The sequence below is a fragment of the Candidatus Krumholzibacteriota bacterium genome, from assembly GCA_016932415.1.
GTDB lineage: Bacteria > Krumholzibacteriota > Krumholzibacteriia > Krumholzibacteriales > Krumholzibacteriaceae > Krumholzibacterium.
The window spans coordinates 25616-49663 of sequence record JAFGCX010000036.1 but is presented as its reverse complement, the minus strand read 5'-3'; the positions used below and the strand labels follow the sequence as shown (position 1 = coordinate 49663).

Sequence of the window (24048 nt, the reverse complement as noted above, 5' to 3'; positions counted from 1 at the left end):
TTTCAGTTACTCCCCTTATACGTGTTTAAAAAGTGATCTCTTTTTTATTTATTACGTACTGTCCCGATGCCGCGAACAGCACGAGATACGCCATGGCGCATGTTATGTTCTGCCAGATAAAAGTATTCCACCGATATGGGACCGGCAATCCTTTCGACATAACCTTCATCTGTTCGAAAGGAGCCGTGAGAGAGTTGCTCAGAAGAAAAGGCCCTGCCTGTTGATAGATCGAGATAATACTCATAAAGAAAGCAAGCATTACCGTCACGGCGATCGCGCTGCCTGGTCTTAGAAAGAGAGAAGCGACGAATGCTGTCACAACAACAAGAGAGATAAGGGACAGGATCGTCAGTAATGAGGCCATGACGTAACGCGCGGCCAGAGAGGAGACTGAATGCACAAGATAATCTTTTTCCATGAGGCTTGAGAAACCGTATTTAAAGTACGCCAGCAGCGTTATGGTGGCAAGCGCTATCAGAAACAGTAGGGATGAAGCCGCCGATACGGTGACAAGTTTTCCGGCATACCACGAACTTCGACTTGCCGGCCTGACCCAGGCCGCTTTGACGGTTCCCATGGCGAACTCGCCTGAGATCTGAAACGACGTTATTATGATCGTCAACAGGGCGATAATATTGATCATCCACCCTATCGACGACGAGGCAAGATAAAACCCGCTGGTTATCCCTATCCAGTCCCTCTGCGTGGCAAAATCCACGGAAAAGAATATTATTGCTGAAAGAATGATTATGCCTGCCGGCAGCAACAGCGTCGATCTGCGCCTGGACAATTTGTATTTTTCCGCCGAAATTATATTTCCTGTCTCACTCATCATTACCTGTCATCCCTGTCAAACGGAAGAATATCTCTTCAAGCGACTCCCTTTTCTCCAATATCTGCCTGACTTCCATACCGCCACCGATCAGGACCCTGTTAATCTCGGGCGGGGAGATACCACCCGTGTCTATCCTTACCCTGCCTGCCCCGAGGTGCTCGACTCCTTTTATCCCTGGCGATCGCAGAAGGATCTCTTTAGCCTCCGCCGCATTATTGACGGTGACTTCAAGATAAGGCTCAGCCCTGGATAGTTCCCCGACCGATCCTGCGGCTATTATTTCTCCCTTGTTGATGATCGTGATCTTTTCGCAGATCTGATCGACCTCTTCCATCCTGTGTGAAGAAAGAAAGACCGCGCACTTATTATCATAGGCAAGCCTTGGTATCAACTTTCTTATATCGGCTATTCCTGACGGGTCAAGGCCATTGGTCGGTTCGTCAAGCAGGAGCAGCCCGGGATCATCCATAAGAGCAGCGGCTATACCGAGTCTTCTTTTCATACCCCACGAATAACCGCCTACCTTTCTTTTTGCAGCATTATCAAGTCCGACCATGCAGAGCAGATCCCTGATCTTCCTGTCGTCTCGTTTTCCCGACCATCTGGCGAAGACTTCGAGATTCTCTTCCCCGGTCAGATATGGATAATATGCCGGCGAATCAAGGAGTACTCCAAGATGCTTCATCGCTCGGCTCGCGCCATCATGAAGATCGATACCGCACAACCTTATAGATCCTGAAGTCGGAGAGAGAAGTCCGCTGATCAGTTTGAAAGTCGTGGTCTTTCCCGCGCCATTGGGCCCTAGAAAACCGTAAACGCCCGCTCCATCAAGGGTCAGATCGATTCCCCCAAGCGCCTGAACATCTCCGAAATTCTTGCGAAGCTGTCTTATCGAAAGTATTGGCACATCATTATTGTTCATATTCAGAACGACCTGTTGAATCTGATGATATATCTTGGATCGAGCTTGTCAGCATCCAGATCCTGGGCGATATAAAATCCTATGTATGGAAGGAATGATTCGCCTGAGAAACCTATACCAGCGGTCTTTTTCCATTTTGCGAACGGTATGTCGAGGAACTGGAAAGGGGCTTCGGCATTGACTGAGTTTGCAAGCAGACCTATATCCGAGAACAGAAGAAGATCCCACCTGGAATAGATCATTTTAAAGACTGGAACCTCCGGAAGGGGTCTCCTGGCTTCGACAGAGAAGAGAGACATCCTGTCTCCTCTGTCAGTCTCAAATGGACGATCTGACAGCCCGCGTACGCCGCCATATCCGTTCAACGACCTGTAAAGCTGTCGAGGCAGTTTCGTAAAGGATGAAAAGAACCTCCCTCTCAAATCGAGTCTCGTGTCGAACGGCAGGTAATTATATCGTCTGACATCTATTTCGAATGCCGAGTATGAAAAATCGCCCGGACCGTCCGCGATCCCCTTTTCAAACCAAATTCTCGCCAGCCAGGAATTCTCCCTCCAGACTTCTTCTCCCCTGTTGTCGAATTCGACTGTCCCCGAAACGGCAAGTCTCTTCCCTTCGTCAATTTCAGGATTTACCCTGTACTTGTTTGTCGGATAGAGGACGGACTGCTGCGGATTTGCCGCGAGAGAACTTTCATTCTGATATGAGACAAGGGCTTTCACGGTCAGATCCTCTGAATATTTGAATCTCAATCCCACCTCTCCCCCATCACTTCCCCGGTAATCAAAGAAATCGTCGCCCGTCATCAGCATGATAAAACTGTTCTCCCTGTCGGAAAGCATCCAGTTGTCATTTGACCAGGGCCTGCTGAAAGCATGCAGAACAATATCGAATCTTCTCCCGGCAACCGGTATCCAATACTCCCCGTCGAAAGCGATAAGATTCGTCGATCGTTTGAAAGGGGAAATGCTGACCCACGCTTTCCCTTTGACATATGGATCCCTGTGCAGGTCATTTTCCCTTTTGATCCCGATTCCGAATGAAAGATATCCCACTCTACCGGATGATTCACCGGCAAAGGCGAGCTTCGTCCGCACTGCTTTCGGATCGGTATATTTTATGAATCTTACTATCCCTTCTTCTTCGAAAAGCAGGTCATCGAGCTTTGATTCCGATCTGTACGAACTTATCTCTCCCGTTATTACAGCTTCATGCGAACTGTATTCATCGCTGTTTACTAGCCTTACTTTTCCCTCGATAATCGCTTTTCCCGTGAGGATCAATCTGCCGTTGATGATCCACGCGTCCCCCCGCAGGATCCCTCCATCCTGTATATCGAGAGATCCGGCGATCACTACAACAGGACCGTCGACGGTCTGACCCTCGACTATCATGCAGCCTCCGTAATAGACTGTCCTTGGACTGAAATCGAGAATATCTGTCAATTCATCCGGGGTAAGTTTATCCGGTTTATTTTCAGCAAATGCCAGACCGGCTCCGGAGACCAGCAGGCTCACTGTCAGTAACAGCACATTTATTCTCATTAAATCCTCTGTTCTATAACTGCCAGATCGGTATTAAACTGAATACGCCGATCGGAATCGATTAGTTCCGACAATACAGTGATTTTCATTCATTGTCAGTGATAATTCACGAAAAACAGCAGAGCAGCGCAAAAATAAACCGGAGCCCTATAAACCGGCCGATCACCCGGCCGCTGAGCCGGCCGGGTGAATGGAGAATCGTTGATCTTATTCAGACGCCCCGGTATCTATCTGAGAAGCACCATCTTTCTCGTCTTTACAAACTGTTGAGCGTCCATGCGGTAGAAATAGACTCCTGACGAAAGATTGTGCCCGTTCCTGTCCTTTCCATCCCAGGTGAGGATCTGTCTGCCTTTATCGAAGATCCTGTCGGCAATGGTCCTTACAAGCTGACCGTTCGCATTGTACACTGATATTCTCACCTTTGTCCTGATCGGGATATCGAATTGTATCGTCGTTCCGGGATTGAAAGGGTTCGGAATGTTCTGGGCAAGAGCATACCGGTCGATATCAGGGATATCCTGCGAACCGGTCACTACGGTAGTGCTGAAATCCTCATCTGAATCATCGTGACCGGCAAGTCCGGCAGCATCCCTCGCTATGACCCTCAACCTTGATTCAGAAGAAGCACTGTCGGGCACAGTCCATTCGAACGATCCATCGTTACTCTCTCCTTCAGCCACGATCTCATCATATGTCTCGCCGCTGTCGTATGACCGCAGGATATCTATCGACGTGACTCCCGTGTTATCTGAAGCCGACCAGGTTATCTCGAACATCTCTCCACCCTCAAGCTCAACTTCCCCCACAGGCGAGGTCAGAGTGACATCAGGCCTTTCCATGTCCGGCCATTCATCGACCAGCCATTCGAGGCTCCGGTGCATTATAGAGTCTCGCATCGCGCTCGTATTTACCGCTTCCAGGCCAAAGGCCAGATAAACGATCCTGTGGCTCCCGTCAAATCTGATCGCTCCTTCCACTCCCGGCGAATATTCAAAGACCGCCGTGGCGCCGGACCTTGGATTGATCTCACTCGGATAATCCTGGTTTCCGGTCCCATCGCCCCCTCCGATATCAAAAGAAAGCCCCCCACCCACCGGGTCGCCCGGAAGTCCCGTCAGCGACCTGTATCCGGAATCATCCCAGATATAATCAGAATGAAGATAGGTGTTATAGAACTGTATCTCGTTCACGTACCCTTCATAATTCAGCTGCCATCCGATATCCTGGCCGGTTATCAGGAGCCTTCCTCCCATGCTGAGATAAGTCGAGAGCGTCGTCCTGTTCTCCGCTTCGATATCACCGCCTGTTCCCGTCATCCAGACCACCGCGGAATACCCTGCGAGATCGATATATCCTGGAAATCCCTCTTCGTTTTCAGACCAGATATCATACACATATCCGTTATTTGAAAGGGAGTTCTCCAGATAATCATCATATGTCGCTCCGTCATCGTCATCGACTAAAAGGATCGGGCAATCTCCTATCCTCAATTCGAAAGTATCGCTGCGGGTATACGCCCCTCCATCGGCGGTTATATCAAGGACAAACTCGATGACACTTCCGGGAGCGGCGAACTGACTGACAGAAAATTCAAAAGGAGGAGAGCCGAAAGACAGATCTCCCGGATCCATATCCGGATATGAACTGCTCCCCTGGATGACCTCTATCATATCATCATCTGTCGAAAGAGTCGCCGTGATCCCCGTCCTGACCGGGGAGATGATATCTGAAAGAAGGTTTACGGAGATATCGATCGATTCGCCCGGATCGCATCGCCCGTCTCCGTCTCCCGAGGAATCATCGATCGCTGAACTGTCATATGATATCTGATCACCGGGGTTGTAGTATAGAAGCTGCGTAGCATATCCGACCCGGCATGATCCGTATTTTATCCAGAAAAATCCATCAAGGCCCCAATCCGGTCCCCAGCTGTTCTTGATCAACCAGGCTCCCTCACCACTGCACATCGCGTCATCCCAGCCTATTATTACTACGGCGTGGTTGATCGGCCCCTCATCGGCATGCTCGTAGCACCCTCCTCCATAACTCTTGAAATCGTTATAGACGGTAAATGTAGTGGCGACAGGGGAGATCATGACCGCCTGTTTGATCGCGTCGACATCATCAGGTATATCGATCCATTCCCCGCAGGTAGCTATCTTTGAGCAGAGATAGTCGACGCATGTGACCGTATCGCTTGCCTGGTAAGGCATGCACGTCTCATCAACTGCTCCGTTCTCCCTTATATAACTCCACGCCCATGAATACCATCCACCGTCGCACCCGGTACCTCCAGTCACGCATGAGAGGACCTGCTGCTCGGAAAGATCATATTCATAAGCTTCATTCTGCAGCAAAATCGCTTCAAGCACTCCGATAGCGGCGAAATCCCAGCAACTTCCGCATGATGCCTGATTTTTTACTGACGATACCATACCGGCATCGCGCCAGTCCCAGGAGGGAGGAGCCATCGTTCCTCTCAATCTGCCTGGCAGAGAAGACGATAATCGATCGAAACGCTTCTCTACGTCGGGAGGAACCGTCGTCCCGCATAATGAAAGAAATTCTTCTTCGGTAAGATCGGTAAGAGGAGTCCTTTTTGCGATCCAGTCATACCCCATGGCATCGATCTTTTCCTGCAGGGCTCTTATCTTCAGATCATCCTCACCCGCCGTGATCGAATCACTGGGATAGATCAAAGAAAAAGATACGACCACCGCCGCAAGAAACATCAGATTAAAAATCCGTCTCATCCTTACCTCCTTGAGGCGCAAGAACACGCTTTAATTATACAGGTTAATTTGATGTTAATCAACAAGATAACTTTATAATACCCTTCCCCCGTCGATCTGCCCTCTTTCACCTGAGGGGAGTTCCCGCAGCCTGGAAATTGACAATTCGGGTCAGATCAGCCTTTTTTATTCCTTGCGCGAGTTTCCCCACACTCACCTTTCCTTGTCAATCCTATCAGGATCTTCCCGATAGATGTATTGTCGATTATACCGCCGAACAGCTCCGATCCAGGTCCTGTCGCGAAAAGCGCGACCATCGTTCCTGTATGATCGTCCGTAGAAAAAGAAGCTTCGGTTATCTTCTTTTCATCGATCGAACCGTCATTCAGCGCTAAACCGCCCGTCTCATGATCGGCGGTAACAACAACCAAGGTCCTTCCATTATCTGCCGCGAAATCGACACCCGCTCCGACAGCGTCATCAAAATCGATCGTTTCCGATATTATCCCGCCGAGGTTATTGTCATGTCCTTCCCAGTCTATCTGCGAACCTTCGACCATCAGAATAAAACCGTCCGGGTCCCGCGAAAGGATCCTGATCGCTTTTTCCGTCATCTGCGTCAGTGATATTTCCCTTTGCGAAACGGTTCCCGAATGTCCCATTGTCAATAAAGCCGCGGCGCCCCGGGTATCACCAAGCTTTCTGAACTCTTCCGGCGTAAGCGCGATATCAAGCCTCTCTCGAAGTCTCGCGATAAGATCCTTCTCGTCTCTCCTCATGCTGCCCTCTACTGATTCCGGCATGAACCAGGCTGCTCCTCCTCCAAAAAGAATATCGATATCAGAATCGGCTATCTGTTCTGCGATCGAACAATTATCCCCCCTGTCCTTTACGTGAGATACGAAGACCGCCGGAGTGGCATGAGTCACCGATGAAGTGACTACAAGACCCGTTGATTTCTTCATTCCCGAAGCATATTCGAAGAGAGTCTTATACTTCCTGCCGTCCGGCGAGACAGAGACCATCCCGTTGAGAGTTTTTTCACCGGTCGACAGGGCTGTTCCGCTTGCTGCCGAATCGGTGACGAAACCACTATCGGGATGTGTCGTCACCAGGGCGCAATGACGCAGCCTTTCCATATGAAGAGTGCCCCGGATTGTCTTCGCCGCTGTAATATGGGAGACCCCCATGCCGTCGCCGATAAAGATGATAATATTCAGGGGAAGAGATTCATCTTCTGCCGGATCTGCCGGGACGGGCCGCGAGCAACTCACCACACAGAACGTTACGATAAAAACGAGGAGCAGAAGATTCGTCCATTGCCTTTTTTTCATTTTCGTTTCTCCCTTTCCTGTATCAGGATCTTGACCGGCCGAAATCATTTACGTTGAAGGTCCATCCCCCCGTTTCCGTGGTCAGGCATCTACAGTCAGGAACGGCCTTTGACATGAAAAATATCGGTTTTTTTATTTAAGATCCGGATCGTAATGAACAAGACTGTTCCGAATAAAAAAATCGCTCTCCAGAAAGGTGCTGGAGCTACTTTGCCTTCAATCATGAATCTCGAACTAGATTCAAGGATTGTAAAGACCGTTATTATTCCGTAGAATCCCAGATACTCTTTTTTAATGACTTTGGAAAGGCAGAATGAGAGCTCGGGTCTTTTCCAGTTTTTAAATCGTGGGACGAAAGCCGGAGTCCTGGCAGCCCACTCTTCATATTCGCTGCCGAACTTCTTTCTAAGAAACTCCTCCTCGGCAAACATGATCCTTTCATAATATAACCAAAAAAAGAGAGCCGTGATTACAACTACCCACCAGATATGTATAAAAAGGGCGGCCCCTGACCATATTAAAAAATTTCCGAGATAAAGAGGATGCCTGACCAGTGAATATGCTCCCGTCCTGTTAAGTACCTCCGCGACCTGTGAAGCCCTGTTCCTTCCGGATGTCCCCGATGGTGTATGCCCTACCGCGTAAACACGTACGGCGAGTCCGAGAAGAGAAATGGCAAATACCGCGAGTTCCCACGTCAGCGAGATGAAAAACCGATTCCTGCTGAAATCCTTCGAAGTCATGCAGAATATGATAAGAATAATAAGCAGAAGCGGAAGGTAACTCCTCCATCTGAAGAGCCACTGACCGGAACTGATGAACTCCTCTTTCAGCGCCAAGACTTCTCCTTTCATATGACAATCCGCTTCAATATCGTCGCTTCTTCCGGCCTTTGCCAGTCTCCTTTTATCGTTCCACGATCATTTTTCTCCGAAATTCCACGCGCGGCATCTGCCCTTCCTTACAACAACGGAAGGAACTTTTGAACAATCGACGATCGTCGATGGAAGATCGGATCTTCTTCCTCTCATTGAAATATATATATCAAGTCCTCTGAATTCCTTCCTTATATCGGCGATCCTTCTGAGAGGAGGCCTCCCGCTTCTGTTTACGCTGGTCGATACTATCGTCTCGCCAAGAATTCTTATCAGTTGCCGCAACGGACCGAGAGAGGGAACCCTGACCGCGACTTTGCCTTTTGGAGATAAAAGAGGAATGACTTTGCTGCCTGCCGGCAAGACGGCGGTTAGAGGCGCCGGCCATATTTCGTCAAGCCTGCCCCTGTAATCATCAGGCCACTCGGAAACGACCTCGTCCACCATCGATATATCGGAAGCGAGAAGAATGAACCCTGTTTCACCCTTTCTCCCTTTTAAATCTATTATTTTTTCTATAGCAGCGATATCTGACGCAAGACAATGCAAGCCGTAAAGTGTGTCCGTGGGCAGGACGGCGATCCCGCCGGATCGCATGACACGTACCGCTTCGCCAATCAAGCCGGGACTGAAACTGCCGGTCACTTTCTCTTCCATGAATCACGCAGTCTATTCAATCCGTCTTTATACTTCTCATCTCCGACCGCAAGGATCTCTGCGGCAAGGATAGCGGCGTTTTTTGCCCCCGCCCTGCCGATAGCGACTGTAGCGACCGGTATTCCGGGAGGCATCTGGACAATCGAGAGCAACGCGTCGATCCCGTCGGGAAGACCGCTGGGAATAGGTACACCTATTACCGGCCGGAGAGTGGCTGAAGCGACGAATCCGGGCAGCGCTGCCGACATTCCAGCTCCCGCTATGAACACTCTGGCTCCCCTCTTTTCTGCCTCAGATATAAATTCCCTGGTAGCTTCAGGCATCCTGTGAGCGGATGAGACCTTCAGTTCCGCTGAAATGCCGAGTTTGTCCAGCTGTGCCATCGTCAGCTCCATAATCTCCCTGTCAGATTCGCTACCCATAATGACGGCGACTTCGATCTCTTTACCCAAACCTTGCTCCTTTCACATTATCTCTGCCGTGATTTGTTCCCGGACGGATAATCTCTCGACCATATCAGTCCTGATCTACGGCAACTATTTCCTCAACCCTTTCTTTCCAATATCAGATCTTGAATAACACCCGTCGAACTGTATTATATTCACACCGTTATAAGTTTTGTTTAATGCTTCTTCGAGCGTTCTCGCAACCGCGGTCACTCCCAGGACTCTTCCCCCGGCAGTGACCAGCTTGCCGTCTTCAATAGCAGTCCCGGCGTGAAAGACAAGGCACCCCGCGTCATCAGCCCCCTCGATACCGGTGATCTCATATCCTTTTTCATATGGTCCCGGGTATCCGCCCGAAGCGACAACGACGCAGGCGCATGAATCGCTGCTGTTCTCGAAATCAACGCTGTCGAGGTTCTGTTCGACCGCTTCATAAAGGACTTCGAACAGATCGCCATTGAAAAGGGGGATTATGACCTGCGTCTCGGGGTCCCCGAACCGGCAGTTGTATTCAAGTACCTTTGGCCCCTCTTCCGTAAGGATTATACCGAAATACACAAGCCCCGCTCCGGTGATGTTCTCCTGCTGGATACCGTTGAATGTCCTTTCTATGATCTCGATCCTGATCTTTTCGGACAGTTCATGATCAAGAAACGGCACGGGGGCATAAGCTCCCATCCCCCCCGTGTTTGGACCTTCATCGTTGTCGAAGACCCTCTTGTGATCCTGGGATGGGACAAAAAGACGGTAATCCCTGCCGTCGAAAACTGCAAGTATGGATATCTCGGGCCCCTCAAGATATTCCTCTATGATTATCCTGTTTCCCGCCTTGCCGAAAGCCGATTCTTTCATCATGCTGCTTATCGCCCCTCTCGCTTTCTCAAGGCTTTCGCAGATCAGGACTCCCTTGCCTGCGGCAAGTCCGTCGGCCTTGATCACGAATGGAGGCGAACCGATCTCGACAGCATCCTGCGCCGCGTTGTGATCGTCAAAGGCCATGAAACTACCGGTCGGTATCTTGTACTTCCTCATAAACTCCTTCGCCCACACCTTGCTTCCCTCGAGTAACGCGCCCCTGCTGTCAAATCCGAATATCCTGAGTCCCTTTTCGTTAAAAAGATCGACGATCCCTGATACGAGAGGCGCCTCCGGTCCCACGATAGTAAGATCGATCTCATTTTTAATGGCAAAATCAGCCAGTGCTTTCTTGTTATCAGCATCGATCGGCACACATTCGGCAAGTTCGGCGATACCGGCGTTCCCGGGAGCCGCGTAGATCCTGTCGACCTTTTCCGATTGATCGATCTTCCATACGATAGTGTGTTCTCTTCCTCCGCTACCAACGACAAGAACCTTCATATTGCCAATCTCTCCTTATCTGTGACTGTCATGCCGGCCTGAACCCACGAATCGTACCGGGTCGAATAATACAATACAATACCTATCATAGAATCAGGCCTGCTGCATCAATATTTTTCATCCCTCCGCCCTTCCCTGGAAGCTATGGAGAAAATTATCTCTGAAGACTGAAACCATGATATCTTTTAGTGTAACAATTGTGTCTCTATCACCGTATACATTGTTGAATGGTGCAAATAATACCAGGGAGAGATTAAAATGAAAGTGAACAGATTTATTTCCATGGCGCTTGTTTTTCCCGTCATGCTGGCGGGTCTGGCCGGGTGTTCGAATAATTCACACTCAGAGACGGAGAAGAAAGATGAAAAGGTCGTCGTCCCGGTCGAGGTGGACTCGGTGACCAGGGGCGAGATCGCGGCATACTTCACCGGCACTGCCACCATAGAGGCCGAGGAGGAGACGGAAGTCGTCGCGAAGGTCAGCGGAACTGTTGAAAAACTGATGGTCGAGGAAGGACAGTACGTAAAAGCCGGCGATATCCTGGCTAAACTCGACGACGAGATACTCTCCGTACAGCTTGTGCAGGCAAAAGCCAACCTGGAAAAAATTGAAAGTAACTATAGAAGAAACATGGATCTTCATCGACAGCAACTGGTCAGTACCGAGATCTTCCAGCAATCCAAATTCGAATACGATCAACAGCAGGCGATCTATGAGATGGCTCAGCTGAACCTTGAATATACATCGATAAGAACACCGATCAGCGGAGTAGTGTCAGAAAGAAGGATCAAGGTCGGGAATATGATATTGCCTAACCAGGCTACATTCAAGGTCTCGGGTCTGGACCCGCTTATCGCGATACTGCATATCCCGGAAAGACAGCTTGGGAAGCTCAGAGTCGGGCTCCAGACAGAACTGAACGTCGACGCCATCGGTAACAGGCCCGTAAAGGGAAATATAAAAAGAATAAGTCCTATCGTCGATCCGGCTACCGGTACGGTAAAGATCACCGTTGAGACCAAAGACCCCGAAAAAAAACTCAGACCCGGTATGTTTGCGAGAATAAAGATCATCTATGACATTCATTCAAACGCTCTGAAGATCTGCAAGGATGCGATTATTTCCGAAGACCGCGAATCGGCTGTATATGTCGTACGGGACAGCGTCGCCTACAGGCAGAATATCTCTATAGGATACATAAATACTACTCATGTTGAAGTGATCGGAGGGCTTCTCGAAAACGATATTATTGTCACAACGGGTAAAAGCAGTCTCAAAGACAGTTCAAGGGTCGAAATAGTCAAAAACTGATGGAATAAATATGAAAATCATAGATATCTCTATTAAAAGACGTGTGACGATCGCGATGTTCACAATAGCGGTCATCCTTTTCGGTTTTGTCTCCTTTTTCAGATTAAAGATAAACCTTCTGCCCGAACTGACATACCCTACTTTGACGATCAGAACGAATTACACCGGCGCGGCTCCAGCCGAGATAGAAAATCTTATCTCCAAGCCTATCGAAGAGGTCCTTGGTGTAGTCAAGAACGTCACGCGCGTCAGCTCGATCTCGCGATCAGGGCAATCCGACGTGATCCTGGAATTCGAATGGGGCACCAGGATGGATTACGCTGGACTCGATGTCCGGGAAAAACTCGACGCTCTTGAATTGCCTCTCGAGGTCCAGCGTCCATCAATACTCAGGTTCGATCCATCTCTCGATCCGATCATGAGATTCGGCTTCTGCAGGAAAAAAGACTACGCGGATTCACTGAACGCCGGTCTATCGGAAGTTGCTTCCGACGGTATCCGGAACGAGGAAGAACTTAAATTCCTCCGGCGTTTCGCGGAAGAGGAGATCAAAAAGGAGCTTGAAGCCACCCTTGGCGTAGCTGCCGTAAAAGTCAGCGGCGGACTTGAAGACGAGATCCAGATCCTAGTCGATCAGGGTCGTCTCGCTCAGCTCGACCTGCCCATTGACGCGCTGGCAAGGCAGATAGGAGCTGAAAACGTGAACCTCTCCGGAGGAAGACTGGAAGAGGGTACAAGGCAATACCTCGTACGGACCGTCAATCAGTTCAAATCGATCGACGAGATAAGCGATATCATTATTTCAACAAAAGATAACAAACCGATCTACCTGAGAGATGTAGCTACTGTAAGGCACAGTTACAAGGAAAGAGAAGCTATTACGCGTCTTAACAGCATCGAGGCTGTGGAGATCGCCCTTTATAAGGAAGGCGACGCGAACACTGTGACGGTCGCCAGGGAGATCGACAGGAAGCTTGCCAGAGTCAACCGGATCCTTCCCAATGAATATCAACTTACCAGGGTCTATGACCAGTCCACGTTCATTACAGACGCCGTAAACGAAGTCATACAAGCAGCGGTCATCGGGGGACTCCTCGCGGTACTGGTCCTCTATTTCTTCCTTCAGAGTTTCTGGTCTACCGTGATAATCTCCCTGTCGATTCCGGTCTCGGTAATCGCGACATTCAACATGATGTACGGAGCTGATCTCTCACTTAATATAATGTCCCTCGGCGGCATAGCTCTTGGAATAGGTATGCTCGTCGACAACTCGATCGTGGTACTTGAGAACATCGCCAGGCAGAAGGAAAAAGGTAAAGGTGTTGTCGAGGCGGCGCGTGATGGAGCAAACGGGGTCGCCAATGCTGTCATTGCCTCGACTCTGACTACTGTCGCGGTATTCTTGCCTCTCGTTTTCGTCAAGGGGATAGCCGGCCAACTGTTCAGAGACCAGGCGCTGACTGTGACATTTGCGCTTCTCGCATCTCTTGTCGTCGCGCTGACACTTATTCCGATGCTCGCGTCCACACAGAGCAGAAAGACCGCATTGGTCGATCATACTCCTCTCAAAGAACCACGCACGCGGATTGGAAGGTTTTTCCGAAAGACCAGGATCATTATGATCACCACAATCCCGGTCTTTTTAGTAAAAATGATTCGCACGATAATCGGAAAAATATCACATCTTGTCTATCTGATGATCAGCCCGCTGGTGAAACTGTTCCTGAAAGTCTACAATTATGTCGACGAATCGTATTTGAGGCTTCTCAAATGGTCACTCGCGCACAGGGGAAGAGTCATATTCACCTCTCTCCTGCTATTCGCTCTTTCGCTGATGCTCGTACCGCAACTTGGAATAGAGCTGATTCCTCAACTCTCGCAAGGAGAATTCGGCGTTGAATTCAGGCTTCCTCCCGGCACTCCCCTTGAAACGACCGCGGCCCTGATAAATAATGTCCAAAAATCGGTAAATGAGCTGGAATCTGTCAGCACGACTTTCTCCGTTGCCGGATCTGGCAACAGAATGGACGCAAATCCCGAACAGGGCGGCGAACACTGGGGTGAGATGAATATTGTTCTCGATCCCGGATCAGGAAGATATGATGAAGATAAAATGATGGAGACTATCAGGGGAAGCATGGTAAAGATCCCCGATCTCCAGTACAAGTTCTTCAGACCTACTTTATTCACTTTCAAGACTCCAGTTGAAATAGAAGTGTCGGGCTTCGATCTGAAGTATCTCAAGAAGATCAGCGACGAGATCGCGGAAAAACTTGAGGCTTCCGATCGTTTCGCCGATGTCAAGTCGACGATGAGAACGGGGCACCCCGAGATCCAGATCAAATTCGACCGCGACAGGGCGGCATCCCTTGGATTCCCCGTTTACCAGCTTGCTGACAGGGTCGTCAGCAAGATCCGCGGAGAAGTGGCGACAAAATATTCATGGCGTGACAGGAAGATCGACGTGCTCGTTCGGTCGAAAGAGCATGACAGGGACTCGATAGACAAGATCAGGCATCTCATTATCAATCCTGAAAGTCCGAAACCGGTCACTCTCGAATCAGTCGCCGAAATAATAATCGACACGGGCGCGAGCGAGATCCGCAGAATAGACCAGGAACGGGTCGCCCTGATAACTGCAAACCTTAATTACGGGGATCTTGGAAACGCTGCGATCGAGATAAATTCGATTCTGGATAGAATACCGATGCCGGCGAGATTCAGTTCAAGGATATCGGGCCAGAACGAGGAGATGAACACTTCCTTCCGCTCCCTGCAGTTCGCTCTTTTGCTGGCGATTTTCCTCGTATATCTTGTTATGGCTTCTCAATTCGAATCTTTTCTTCATCCCTTCATCATTCTCTTTACTATCCCGCTGGCTCTGATTGGAGCTATTCTGGGATTATGGATCACGAATTCGACTATAAGCGTAGTCGTCCTGATCGGGTTGATCCTTTTGGCGGGCATCGTCGTCAACAACGCGATAGTACTGATAGACCTTATCAACCAGCTCCGCTCCGGCGGCATGAAAAAGATGGAAGCGATCGTCGAAGGTGGAAAGACAAGGCTTCGGCCGATCCTTATGACTATGCTTACGACTACACTGGGACTTCTCCCCCTCGCGATCGGCATTGGCAAGGGAGCCGAAGTCAGGGCGCCGATGGCGATCACAGTTATAGGCGGATTGACTGTGTCGACCATGCTCACCCTGATAGTGATCCCGGTAGTATACTCTATCGTCGACAGAAAGGAATGAGCCCTTTTCGCGCCGGTATCTTTTACTTTGGCCTTGAATCACCTGTCGGGATGTTAAGATGAACCTTACGGAATTATCGCTGAAACGACCCGTGACCATGATGATGATATTTGTGTGTTTCGTCGTCATAGGCATAATCTCTTCCCAATTATTGCCAAAGGAGTTTTTTCCTGATCTCGACGCTCCTTTTATTTTTGTCGATATCCCCTATCCCGGATCGACACCGGAAGAGACCGAGAGGCAGATCACCAGGCCTGCCGAAGAAGTACTCGCCACAATCAGCGGAATAAAGAGGATGGAATCCAACTCGTGGGAAAGCGGCTCTTGGGTAAGGTTGAATTTTGACTGGGGAGTCGACACGGACATAAAGGCCCTTGAGGCGAAGGAAAAACTTGATGGGATCAGACACCTCTTTCCGCAGGATCTTGAACGATTCTATATAAGGAAATTCTCTACCTCGGACATGGAGATCCTGACATTGAGATTGTCCAGCGACCGCGATCTTTCAAACGCCTATGATATGCTCGACCGTAATATCAAGCGAAGGATAGAGCGGATCGAGGGCGTATCAAAGGTAGATCTGTATGGAGTCGAAAAGAAAGAGATCAGGATACAACTTATCGCGGACCGTCTGATCGAACACCATATCGATATAAATCAACTGACTACGACGCTGAGGAAAAGCAATTTCCTTTTGACTGCGGGCAAGATCACTGATACAAACCGGCGTTTCGTTGTAAGGCCTATCGGCGAATTCCAGAGCGTTGATGAGATCGGAGAAATAATAGTCGGAAGTAATAATATACGCCTGAGCGATATCGCCGAGATCAAATACGACAATCCCGTCTTGATATATGGCCGCCACCTTAACCGTAAGTACGCGATAGGACTGGATGTCTTCAAGGAATCGGGCGCGAATCTTGTCGATGTGGCTGAGAACGTTATCAGGGAGATAGACCTGATCAGCGAGATCCCGGAGATGGAAGGAATATCGATATACTATATGGACAATGCCGCCGAGGGTGTCGTCAGTTCGCTGAATGAAGTCCTTAAGTCAGGCTTTATAGGCGGGTTGCTCGCTGTAGCCGTCCTTTTCTTCTTTCTGCGACGATTCGCGACGACGATCATCGTGGCTCTTGCCGTTCCTCTATCCCTTCTCATCACTCTGGCCTTCATGTTTTTCAGCGGTATAACTCTGAACATCCTTACGATGATGGGACTCATGCTGGCGATCGGAATGCTTGTAGATAACGCCGTCGTGGTAACTGAAAGTATCCACAGGCACCAGTTGATCGATCCTTTGGGAAAAAACGCGATTCAGACCGGGGTCAATGAGGTGTCACTAGCCATAACAGCCGGAACCTTGACGACCGGGATCGTCTTTCTACCGAACATCGTCAATCCTGACAATGACGTCTCTATTTATCTCAAGCATATTGGATTGACTATATGCATAGCGTTGCTCGTCTCTCTCGTTCTCGCGCAGACGATAGTACCTCTTCTAGCTTCGAAGGTCAGGCCTCCGGCAAAATTGACTGGAAAAACCGTGATCGACAAGCTGATCGAAAAATACCTCATAGTGCTGGGATGGACGATCAGGCATAAACGCGCAACGGTGAGTATGATACTTCTGATACTTTTAAGTATCGCCATCCCGATGAAATTCGTTAAAACTGAAATGTTCGACGAACCTGAAAACAGGCGTTTCCGACTTCATTATCATATAAACGGCAGCTTCACCCTTGAAAAGGTGGAATCCGCAGTCGATATCTATGAGGATTTTCTTTTTGCCAACAAGGACAAATTCGAAATAGAGTCGATCTATTCCTACTACCAGGGGGATTACGCGACCTCGACTATCATCCTGAAAAAAGGAAAGGGCGCAAAAAAATCGATAGAAGAGATACAGGAGGAGATCCGCGAGGGACTTCCAAAACTGGCAATTGCCAACCCCTCTTTTGAATGGCAGAACGCGACAGGAAAAGCCGAATCGATAAGGATCCAGCTTGTCGGAAAATCGAGTGAATACCTGGTCAGGCTCTCCCAGGAAGTCGCGTGGACTCTTTCGATGATAGAAGGATTCACCGATGTGCGATCCGAAGCGGAGATCGGCGATAAAGAAGTGCATGTCACGATCAACCGCGATCGCGCCAGGCAATACGGCTTTTCGACAAACGAGATAGCAAGCCTCGTCTCGGTCGCTATGAGAGGGATGAACCTGAGACATTTCCGGAATGACTACGGAGAGGTCCAGATGCTGCTTGAGCTTCAGGACACCGATAAACAGACGCTCGACAACCTCAAAAACGTGCCACTTATCAACAGGAATGGTAATTCGATCTCTCTTGCTACTCTCGCCGACTTCAGCGTCAGGAATGGACCGAGAAACATTCGCAGGGAGAATCGAACTACTTCAATCGGTGTCACGGCGAATCTGAAAGATATGACTGTAGGCGAAGCCAGGGAAAAAATCGAAAAGGTGCTTTCCAACTTCGAATTTCCTTCTGGATACAAATGGAATTATGGCCAGACCTTCGATTATGAGGCTGAAGCGATGAATACGATGCTGATAAATCTGCTGCTCGCCCTGGCACTGATATATTTTCTCATGGCAGCCCTTTTTGAATCACTTATATTCCCGGCGGCGATATGGTCCCAGATTCTTTTTTCCATCGTCGGCGTCTACTGGTTCTATCTTTTTACCGGCACGCAGATGTCCCTCATGGGAATGATCGGTATCCTGATCCTTATAGGCGTGGTGGTAAACAACGGGATCGTCCTTATAGACCACGTCAATCAACTCAGGGGCATGGGTATAGAAAGAAACGACGCCATACTACAGGCCGGTCGTGATCGCCTTCGCCCGATATTAATGACAGCTGGCACGACTGTACTGAGCCTGGTTCCACTCTGTGTGGTCTCGACTCAGATAGGCGGAGATGGCCCTCCGTACTTTCCGATGGCAAGGGCGATCGTCGGCGGCCTGACATTTTCCACAGCCGTCACTCTCATAATACTACCTACTATCTATATTCTCCTTGATGACATGCGTGACTGGAGCCGACGGATCCTCAGGGAATCGAAATGAGACAAAGTCCAGTCTTATCCTGATATGACGGGAAGAAATGACGCTGAATTCTCTATAATGAGGATATCCGAAGTATCGATACCTTCAAGCAGATATTTTTCGTAACCGCCATTCCACGGACAGAACCCGAATTTTAAGATCTCCCCCTCATCTATCATCGACTTTAAATAGATTGATATTCTTCCGGTCAGATCATAAGTCGACATAGCCGTCTGGGAATTCAACCGGTACTTTCTGCTTACAATGTCGGGAACGCGGTCCCTGCCACCGGAAAATGCCTCCTTGTACGAATCCGATCCTATACCCTCAGGACATGCGGCGGCAGCCAGAAGCAATCCTCCACTTTCCACGGCCAGAGAAGCGTACCTGATAGCCTTGTGGCTCTGTAGCAGGTTGATATCGCGGGGCCTGCCTCCGGCCGACGCGATCACGGCAAGATACTGCTTGTCTAATTTGATGGAAAATCTTTCCATGTACCATGAGGTCGCTTCGACGTGGGACTTTACCATATCCCCGGCGTTGAGGTAGAGGATCCTGCCACTATGATCAAATACTGTATTTATGATGAATACCGGCACGCCAAGAAGTCTCGCGCCGTCAACCATATCCCTGTGCACGGGATTATTATCCAGTTCACCGGGCCTGCAATCGACCACGAGACCTTCGCCAGGATCTTCAAGAAGGGAAAGCCGGTGATTGGAAATTATTGTTTCCTCTCCGGCTATCCCCGGCAGGATCAGTTTCCTGGCGCCTCCGAAACCGGCGAAATAATGAAAAGATATCGTACCTATCCCTATGACCAGTGAGGAATCTGCTACTTGTCTGTTAAAAAAACATTTCGTCCCGGCAGGCGTAGTACCGACATCGACGAGAGAATCACTGTCGCTCGCGTCATGTTCATTGACACTGTAGCGATCTGCTACCTCTGCCCCCAGCACATTCTCAAGTTCCTCCCTGCTGTGCCCCCTGTGCATTCCCATGGCGAGGAATATTTCGACTCTTTCAGGGCCGGCTTGCAGGTTTTCAAGATATCTTAAAAGATCGATCAGAACCAGGCCCGACGCCCCACCCCTCGTCATATCCGATATCAGAATACTGATCTTCCCCGATGCGGGAAGGATATCGCTCAGGGCCGGAGAACCTGCTGGAGAAGCCAGGACCTTTTCAAGAGCGCTCCTCCGGTCGGGCAATCCCGGAGGAAAGACGGAGCCTTCCACTCTGATACCGCTATGAAGCTTCAGATCAAATACTGAATCGTCATAAGAAAGGGGATATATCAACCTGCCCTCCAGAAATGTCCCTGATCAGACGATCTCAACAAGCTCGATCTCAAAAACAAGGTCTTTTCCGGCAAGAGGGTGGTTAGCATCGAGCGTAACCGATTTATCGGTGAACCGGGTCACAGTGACGATCAATCTTTCACCATCCTGCTGGCTCATCTCCAACTGTAACCCTTTCTTTAACTCTATCTCCGAAGGAATCTGCCCCCTGTCGATCTCAAGCATCAGGTCAGGCCTGCTCGGGCCGTAGGCCTGGTCAGCCGCGATCGATACCTCTTTTGAATCTCCAGGACTCATCTCAACGACTCCCGCGTCAAACCCCGGGATGACCTGGTTTTCTCCAACGGTAAATTCAAGAGGCTGCCTGCCTTCCGAAGAATCGAAAACAGTTCCATCAGTCAGTCTGCCGGTGTAATGAACTCTTATTGTATCACCCTGTCGTACAACAGACATTCTTCCTCCATTACTCATTCGGATCATCTGGAAATATATGAGTCCCGGCTTTTCCGGAACAGGCATCAAGCAACCTGCCGGCATGAGATATAATAGCTTCCTTACCTCCGGAGCCGATAAAATCAATCGCCGACCTTATTTTAGGTCCCATACTTCCGGCTGGAAACTCATACGCTTCATAAAGTTCTTTTATGTCGGAAAGACTGATATTCGACAGCGGCGCCTGATCGCTTTGCCCCCACTTTACATACACTTCTTCCACATTGGTCAAAAGCACAAGTCTTTCCGCTCCGATCTCACTGGCGAGGGTCGACGCTGCCCGGTCCTTGTCTATCACTGCTTCTACGCCTTCCAGGTTACCATCTTTCATGATGACCGGGATGCCTCCGCCTCCGACCGCTATGACGATCGTTCCAAGTTCGAGAAGCCTGACTATCACACTCGCCTCGACTATTTCCAGTGGAGTCGGGCTGGGAACCACTCTTCTGAAACCCCGGCCTCCCTCATCTTCTTTCATGATCCAGTTTTTATCCGTGATCTTTATCTGCGCGTCTTCCCTGGAATAATACGGACCAATCGGTTTAGTCGGTTTTTCAAAAGCGTCATCTTCTTCTGAAACGATCACCTGCGAGACTAAAGCGACGACCTGTTTTTCGACTCCTCTGCTCCTGAGTTGGTTTTTCAGTATCTGTTGGATCATATATCCTATTCCACCCTGAGAATCAGCCCCGCAGATATCAAGAGGCATCGGAGGGATCCTGTCTTTGACCGATTCATTCCTCTCGAGGATATTTCCGACAATTGGCCCGTTTCCATGCGTGATAATTACTTTTCTTCCCGATGCCACAAGATCGGCGACCTGTCCCATAGTCTTCCGGGTCACTTCCCTTTGTTCCTCGATAGTTCCTTTTCCCTCAGCCGGAATTATCGCGTTTCCGCCGAAAGCTATAACATCAATCCCCGTACTCAACATAACCTCCAAAAAAACAGTACCCCCTGATGGAACCTGAGTTCCACCAGGGGTTTTTAACAGTAATGATTATTCTTACAGGACTCCTCTTATCAGTTCAAGAGCCCTCTTGAGGTTTGCCCTGGAGTTGGCATAAGAGAACCTTAGATATCCTTCTCCATATTTCCCAAAACTGGTTCCGCTCAGGCCGGCTACTCCGGCTTTCTCCAGAAGATATACTTCCAGTTCCTTCGATTTCTTCCCGGTGCCCGTTATATTGGGGAATACATAAAATGCCCCTTTAGGTTTCAGGCATTTGAATCCTGGCAGCTGATTCAGACCGTCGACGAACATATCTCTTCTGGCCTTGAACTCAGCCATCATCTTCAACGATTCATCCTGCGGGCCGGTCAGAGCTTCCATACCTGCGACCTGCGTGAAACTCGATGTGCATGAATTGCTGTTGGTCTGGAGCTTGGAGATCTGGTCTGCGAGTTCTACGGGCATCGACGCGTAACCTAGCCTCCATCCCGTCATCGCGTAAGTCTTCGAATGTCCTTCAAGAAGGATAGTCCTGTTTTTGACTTCGGGATAGTCGTAGATGCTGACATGCCTTCCATCGTATACCATCTTGCTGTAGACTTCATCGCTCAGGATCCACGCGTCATGTTTTTCCGCCAGTTCAGCGATCCCTTTCATGTCTTCCGGCTTCAATACGCCACCTGTCGGGTTCTGGGGAGTATTGATTATTATCAATTTCGTTCTGTCGTTGACCAGACCTTTCATCTCTTCCAGATCGAATGAAAAATCCTTCTCTTCCCTTAAAGGAACAGGAACAGGTTTGGCTCCCACAAAATTAATGACCGACTCGTAGATGGGAAATCCTGGATTGGGGTAGACTACCTCATCACCCTTATTAACGAGAGCAAGGATGGAAAAGAACAATATCGGTTTCGCTCCCGGTGTGACTACGATATTTTCGGGAAGAATCTCGATTCCTCTGTCTTTCGTGAGAAATTCAGCGAATGTCTTACGGACATCGGGCATCCCGGCAGATGGTCCATAATGCGTGAAACCGTTATTCAAAGCGCCGATAGCTGCGTCGATAATATTTCGCGGCGTGTCAAAATCCGGTTCCCCGATCTCAAGATGAATGATCTCTCTCCCCTCGGATTCCATTTTTTTCGCTCTGGCAAGGACCTCGAAAGCCGTTTCGGTCCCAAGCCTTTTCATCCTGTCTGCTAGCATCGGGCCTCCTACATCTAAATCCTGAAAGAACAGTGCGATCGTATAAAAACATATTATGCGTTGATAGTTGATTTGTCAACTGTTCTGATGTGGAGAAACGTGAACCTGGCCAGGGACGTATCATGAGAGCGCGATCGGATGGCATAGCAGCCGGATGGACTATCCAGAGACTTCGTACCGGATCGGATCAGGCAGTACTTCTGAGATAACGGTCGATCTCGCGGCGGACCTCTTCCCTGACCTGTCCTCCCCCCCGCTGGCCGAGCTTTATCAGAGTCATCTTGTCGACATACCTTATATGTATGAATTTGCGCAACGTCGTCAGTGGGATCTTGGCCGGGTTCATTATAAGGTTCATCGGAACTGCCTTGTTCGTGAATCCCGTATACAGATCGCGCCTGTTTGCCACCAGGGCAAGGACTCTCAGCGATCTGCTTCTTTGAGCGACAAGGGAGACTATCCCCGGTTTGCTCGTCGCTTTTGGATTATTAAGAAGCTGGATCAAAAAACTGTCGTTGTCGAGGTAGGACATGACAAGGGATTTGTAGCTCAGTGATTTACCCAGATTCATCTCCATCCAGTCGACATCGACGGGGAGATCGTTCTCGTCGGCAAAATGACCCGAGAACAAACGTGAAAGATCCACCGAAAGGACTCTATCTCTTATGCTGAAACCTTCGATATCCGTTATACCAATTATTTTCTTTCCGAGCGGGAGGACGATTTCGAGCTTTCCATCAGCTGCTGATTCGATATATATCTGGAGACAACTGAGTATGTCAGGCGTTCTTGTAGTCCTCTGCAACGCGGGATGCATCAACAACCCCCTGATGACCGCGGCACCGTTTTTAAGCTGAGGATACGTGTGCGTCTTTTCCTTCTGGATCTCAAACATCCTTGCCAGCAGCGACCCGGCCTTGCTTTTCCTCAGCTCTTCGAGTACTTCTGGCCAGCTTTCCGCGAGTTTTCTCTGAAGGAACAGAGTCGATGACCCAGTCTCACCGACAGTCTCCCTCAATATCTGTTTTTTCCACCTGATCTCTTCGCTTCTTGCTCCGAGCGAAATAGAAAGCCTGCTTTTTAGATCAGGATCGATGGAAGCTATCATCGACCGGATCCTGAGATCCTCCGCTTCGAGTTCGTTTATCGCCCGTTCGAGTACCGCCTCATCCCATTTATCGTCCGGATCTGATATTGCCCTATGGACTCCCTCACTCCAGGACAGCCACGGACTTTCCACAGACGAGGAATTCACGCCCGGCAAAGGGTGGGAGATCGACAACATCGAGATCTTCTGTTTAAACCATTTTTCGTTTTCGAGAAGTTCAATGCCTGAATCCTCTTTTTTCCTTATCCTCTGCATCACACGGCATGTGCTTGGAAAATCGACAAGCTCCTCGATGAAACGCTCCTTTGCGGGAATAGCCATAAAGAGGGTATAAAGGAGCCTTAACCCTCCTTCATCTCCCAGGAGTGCCATGGCAGCTATCCTTAATATCTCCAGGAATGGTTTTTCTGAAAGAGAAATAAAACTGATCAGGTCTCTCAATCGCTCGTATACATTCTCTATCCCGGCGAAATTCTTAAGGGAATCCTTCTTCGTTCCCAGGCTGGAAATATGGCCCAGTTCTTCAAGATGCGGATAAAACTGCAGTTCGGGAGGAAATGCTATTGCTTTCGGGCCCGTGCTTTTCTCATCATACGTCAGTGTGCGTTGTGTACTCATAAGCCGGTATCCTGCAGGATTGATTCCAAT

General features: G+C 49.3%; 17 protein-coding genes. 3 read left to right on the top strand and 14 right to left on the bottom strand.

Translation table 11 applies throughout. The annotated features are described in order from the left end of the window. Positions 1–25 precede the first annotated feature (25 nt). From JW814_12220 to purD, 9 genes are all read right to left on the bottom strand, one after another. Positions 26–832 carry an ABC transporter permease gene (locus JW814_12220; protein MBN2072212.1) on the bottom strand — a complete coding sequence of 269 codons (807 nt, stop codon included), beginning with the start codon at positions 830–832 and terminating at the stop codon, positions 26–28. Further along, the gene (locus JW814_12215) at positions 825–1757 is read right to left on the bottom strand and encodes an ABC transporter ATP-binding protein (GenBank protein MBN2072211.1); all 933 of its coding nucleotides are present in this window, start codon (positions 1755–1757) and stop codon (positions 825–827) included. Before JW814_12215 ends, JW814_12220 begins: the two co-directional genes overlap by 8 nt. Before the next feature lie 2 nt (positions 1758–1759). Then, positions 1760–3301 carry a BamA/TamA family outer membrane protein gene (locus JW814_12210; GenBank protein MBN2072210.1) on the bottom strand — a complete coding sequence of 514 codons (1542 nt, stop codon included), beginning with the start codon at positions 3299–3301 and terminating at the stop codon, positions 1760–1762. Positions 3302–3528: 227 nt separating this feature from the next. Further along, complete coding sequence (locus JW814_12205; protein MBN2072209.1) at positions 3529–6057, bottom strand: T9SS type A sorting domain-containing protein; 2529 nt, start codon at positions 6055–6057, stop codon at positions 3529–3531. A 155-nt stretch (positions 6058–6212) separates the two neighbouring features. Continuing rightward, positions 6213–7370 carry an alkaline phosphatase gene (locus JW814_12200; protein ID MBN2072208.1) on the bottom strand — a complete coding sequence of 386 codons (1158 nt, stop codon included), beginning with the start codon at positions 7368–7370 and terminating at the stop codon, positions 6213–6215. A 95-nt stretch (positions 7371–7465) separates the two neighbouring features. Further along, positions 7466–8209, bottom strand: a complete 744-nt coding sequence (locus JW814_12195; GenBank protein MBN2072207.1) for a DUF1295 domain-containing protein — start codon at positions 8207–8209, stop codon at positions 7466–7468. An 81-nt stretch (positions 8210–8290) separates the two neighbouring features. Continuing rightward, entirely contained in the window at positions 8291–8902 is a 612-nt protein-coding gene (locus tag JW814_12190) for a threonylcarbamoyl-AMP synthase (protein ID MBN2072206.1), read from the bottom strand. Then, complete coding sequence (gene purE / locus JW814_12185) at positions 8887–9324, bottom strand: 5-(carboxyamino)imidazole ribonucleotide mutase (GenBank protein MBN2072205.1); 438 nt, start codon at positions 9322–9324, stop codon at positions 8887–8889. The genes JW814_12190 and purE overlap by 16 nt, the downstream gene beginning before the upstream one ends. Positions 9325–9438: 114 nt before the next feature. After that, positions 9439–10707: a phosphoribosylamine--glycine ligase gene (gene purD, locus JW814_12180; protein ID MBN2072204.1), complete on the bottom strand. Its 1269-nt coding sequence runs from the start codon at positions 10705–10707 to the stop codon at positions 9439–9441. 258 nt (positions 10708–10965) lie between these two features. Between purD and JW814_12175 the strand changes: the two genes are divergently transcribed. From JW814_12175 to JW814_12165, 3 genes are read left to right on the top strand one after another with little or no spacing between them, the layout of a single operon-like run. Continuing rightward, the gene (locus tag JW814_12175) at positions 10966–12018 is read left to right on the top strand and encodes an efflux RND transporter periplasmic adaptor subunit (GenBank protein MBN2072203.1); all 1053 of its coding nucleotides are present in this window, start codon (positions 10966–10968) and stop codon (positions 12016–12018) included. Positions 12019–12028: 10 nt separating this feature from the next. Continuing rightward, positions 12029–15274 carry an efflux RND transporter permease subunit gene (locus tag JW814_12170; protein ID MBN2072202.1) on the top strand — a complete coding sequence of 1082 codons (3246 nt, stop codon included), beginning with the start codon at positions 12029–12031 and terminating at the stop codon, positions 15272–15274. Between the two features lie 58 nt (positions 15275–15332). Next, positions 15333–18362 carry an efflux RND transporter permease subunit gene (locus JW814_12165; protein MBN2072201.1) on the top strand — a complete coding sequence of 1010 codons (3030 nt, stop codon included), beginning with the start codon at positions 15333–15335 and terminating at the stop codon, positions 18360–18362. Positions 18363–18376: 14 nt separating this feature from the next. Here the strand turns inward: JW814_12165 and larA are convergent, their stop codons facing one another. The 5 genes from larA to JW814_12140 form a co-directional block, all read right to left on the bottom strand. Then, complete coding sequence (gene larA, locus JW814_12160; GenBank protein MBN2072200.1) at positions 18377–19642, bottom strand: nickel-dependent lactate racemase; 1266 nt, start codon at positions 19640–19642, stop codon at positions 18377–18379. A gap of 24 nt (positions 19643–19666) precedes the next feature. Further along, positions 19667–20095: a peptidylprolyl isomerase gene (locus tag JW814_12155; protein ID MBN2072199.1), complete on the bottom strand. Its 429-nt coding sequence runs from the start codon at positions 20093–20095 to the stop codon at positions 19667–19669. 10 nt (positions 20096–20105) lie between these two features. After that, positions 20106–21068, bottom strand: a complete 963-nt coding sequence (arcC, locus tag JW814_12150; protein MBN2072198.1) for a carbamate kinase — start codon at positions 21066–21068, stop codon at positions 20106–20108. Positions 21069–21140: 72 nt separating this feature from the next. Continuing rightward, a complete protein-coding gene (locus tag JW814_12145) occupies positions 21141–22292 on the bottom strand; it encodes a pyridoxal phosphate-dependent aminotransferase (protein MBN2072197.1) in 1152 nt (383 codons plus the stop codon). A 187-nt stretch (positions 22293–22479) separates the two neighbouring features. Continuing rightward, positions 22480–24018, bottom strand: a complete 1539-nt coding sequence (locus JW814_12140) for a hypothetical protein (GenBank protein ID MBN2072196.1) — start codon at positions 24016–24018, stop codon at positions 22480–22482. Positions 24019–24048: the final 30 nt, after the last annotated feature.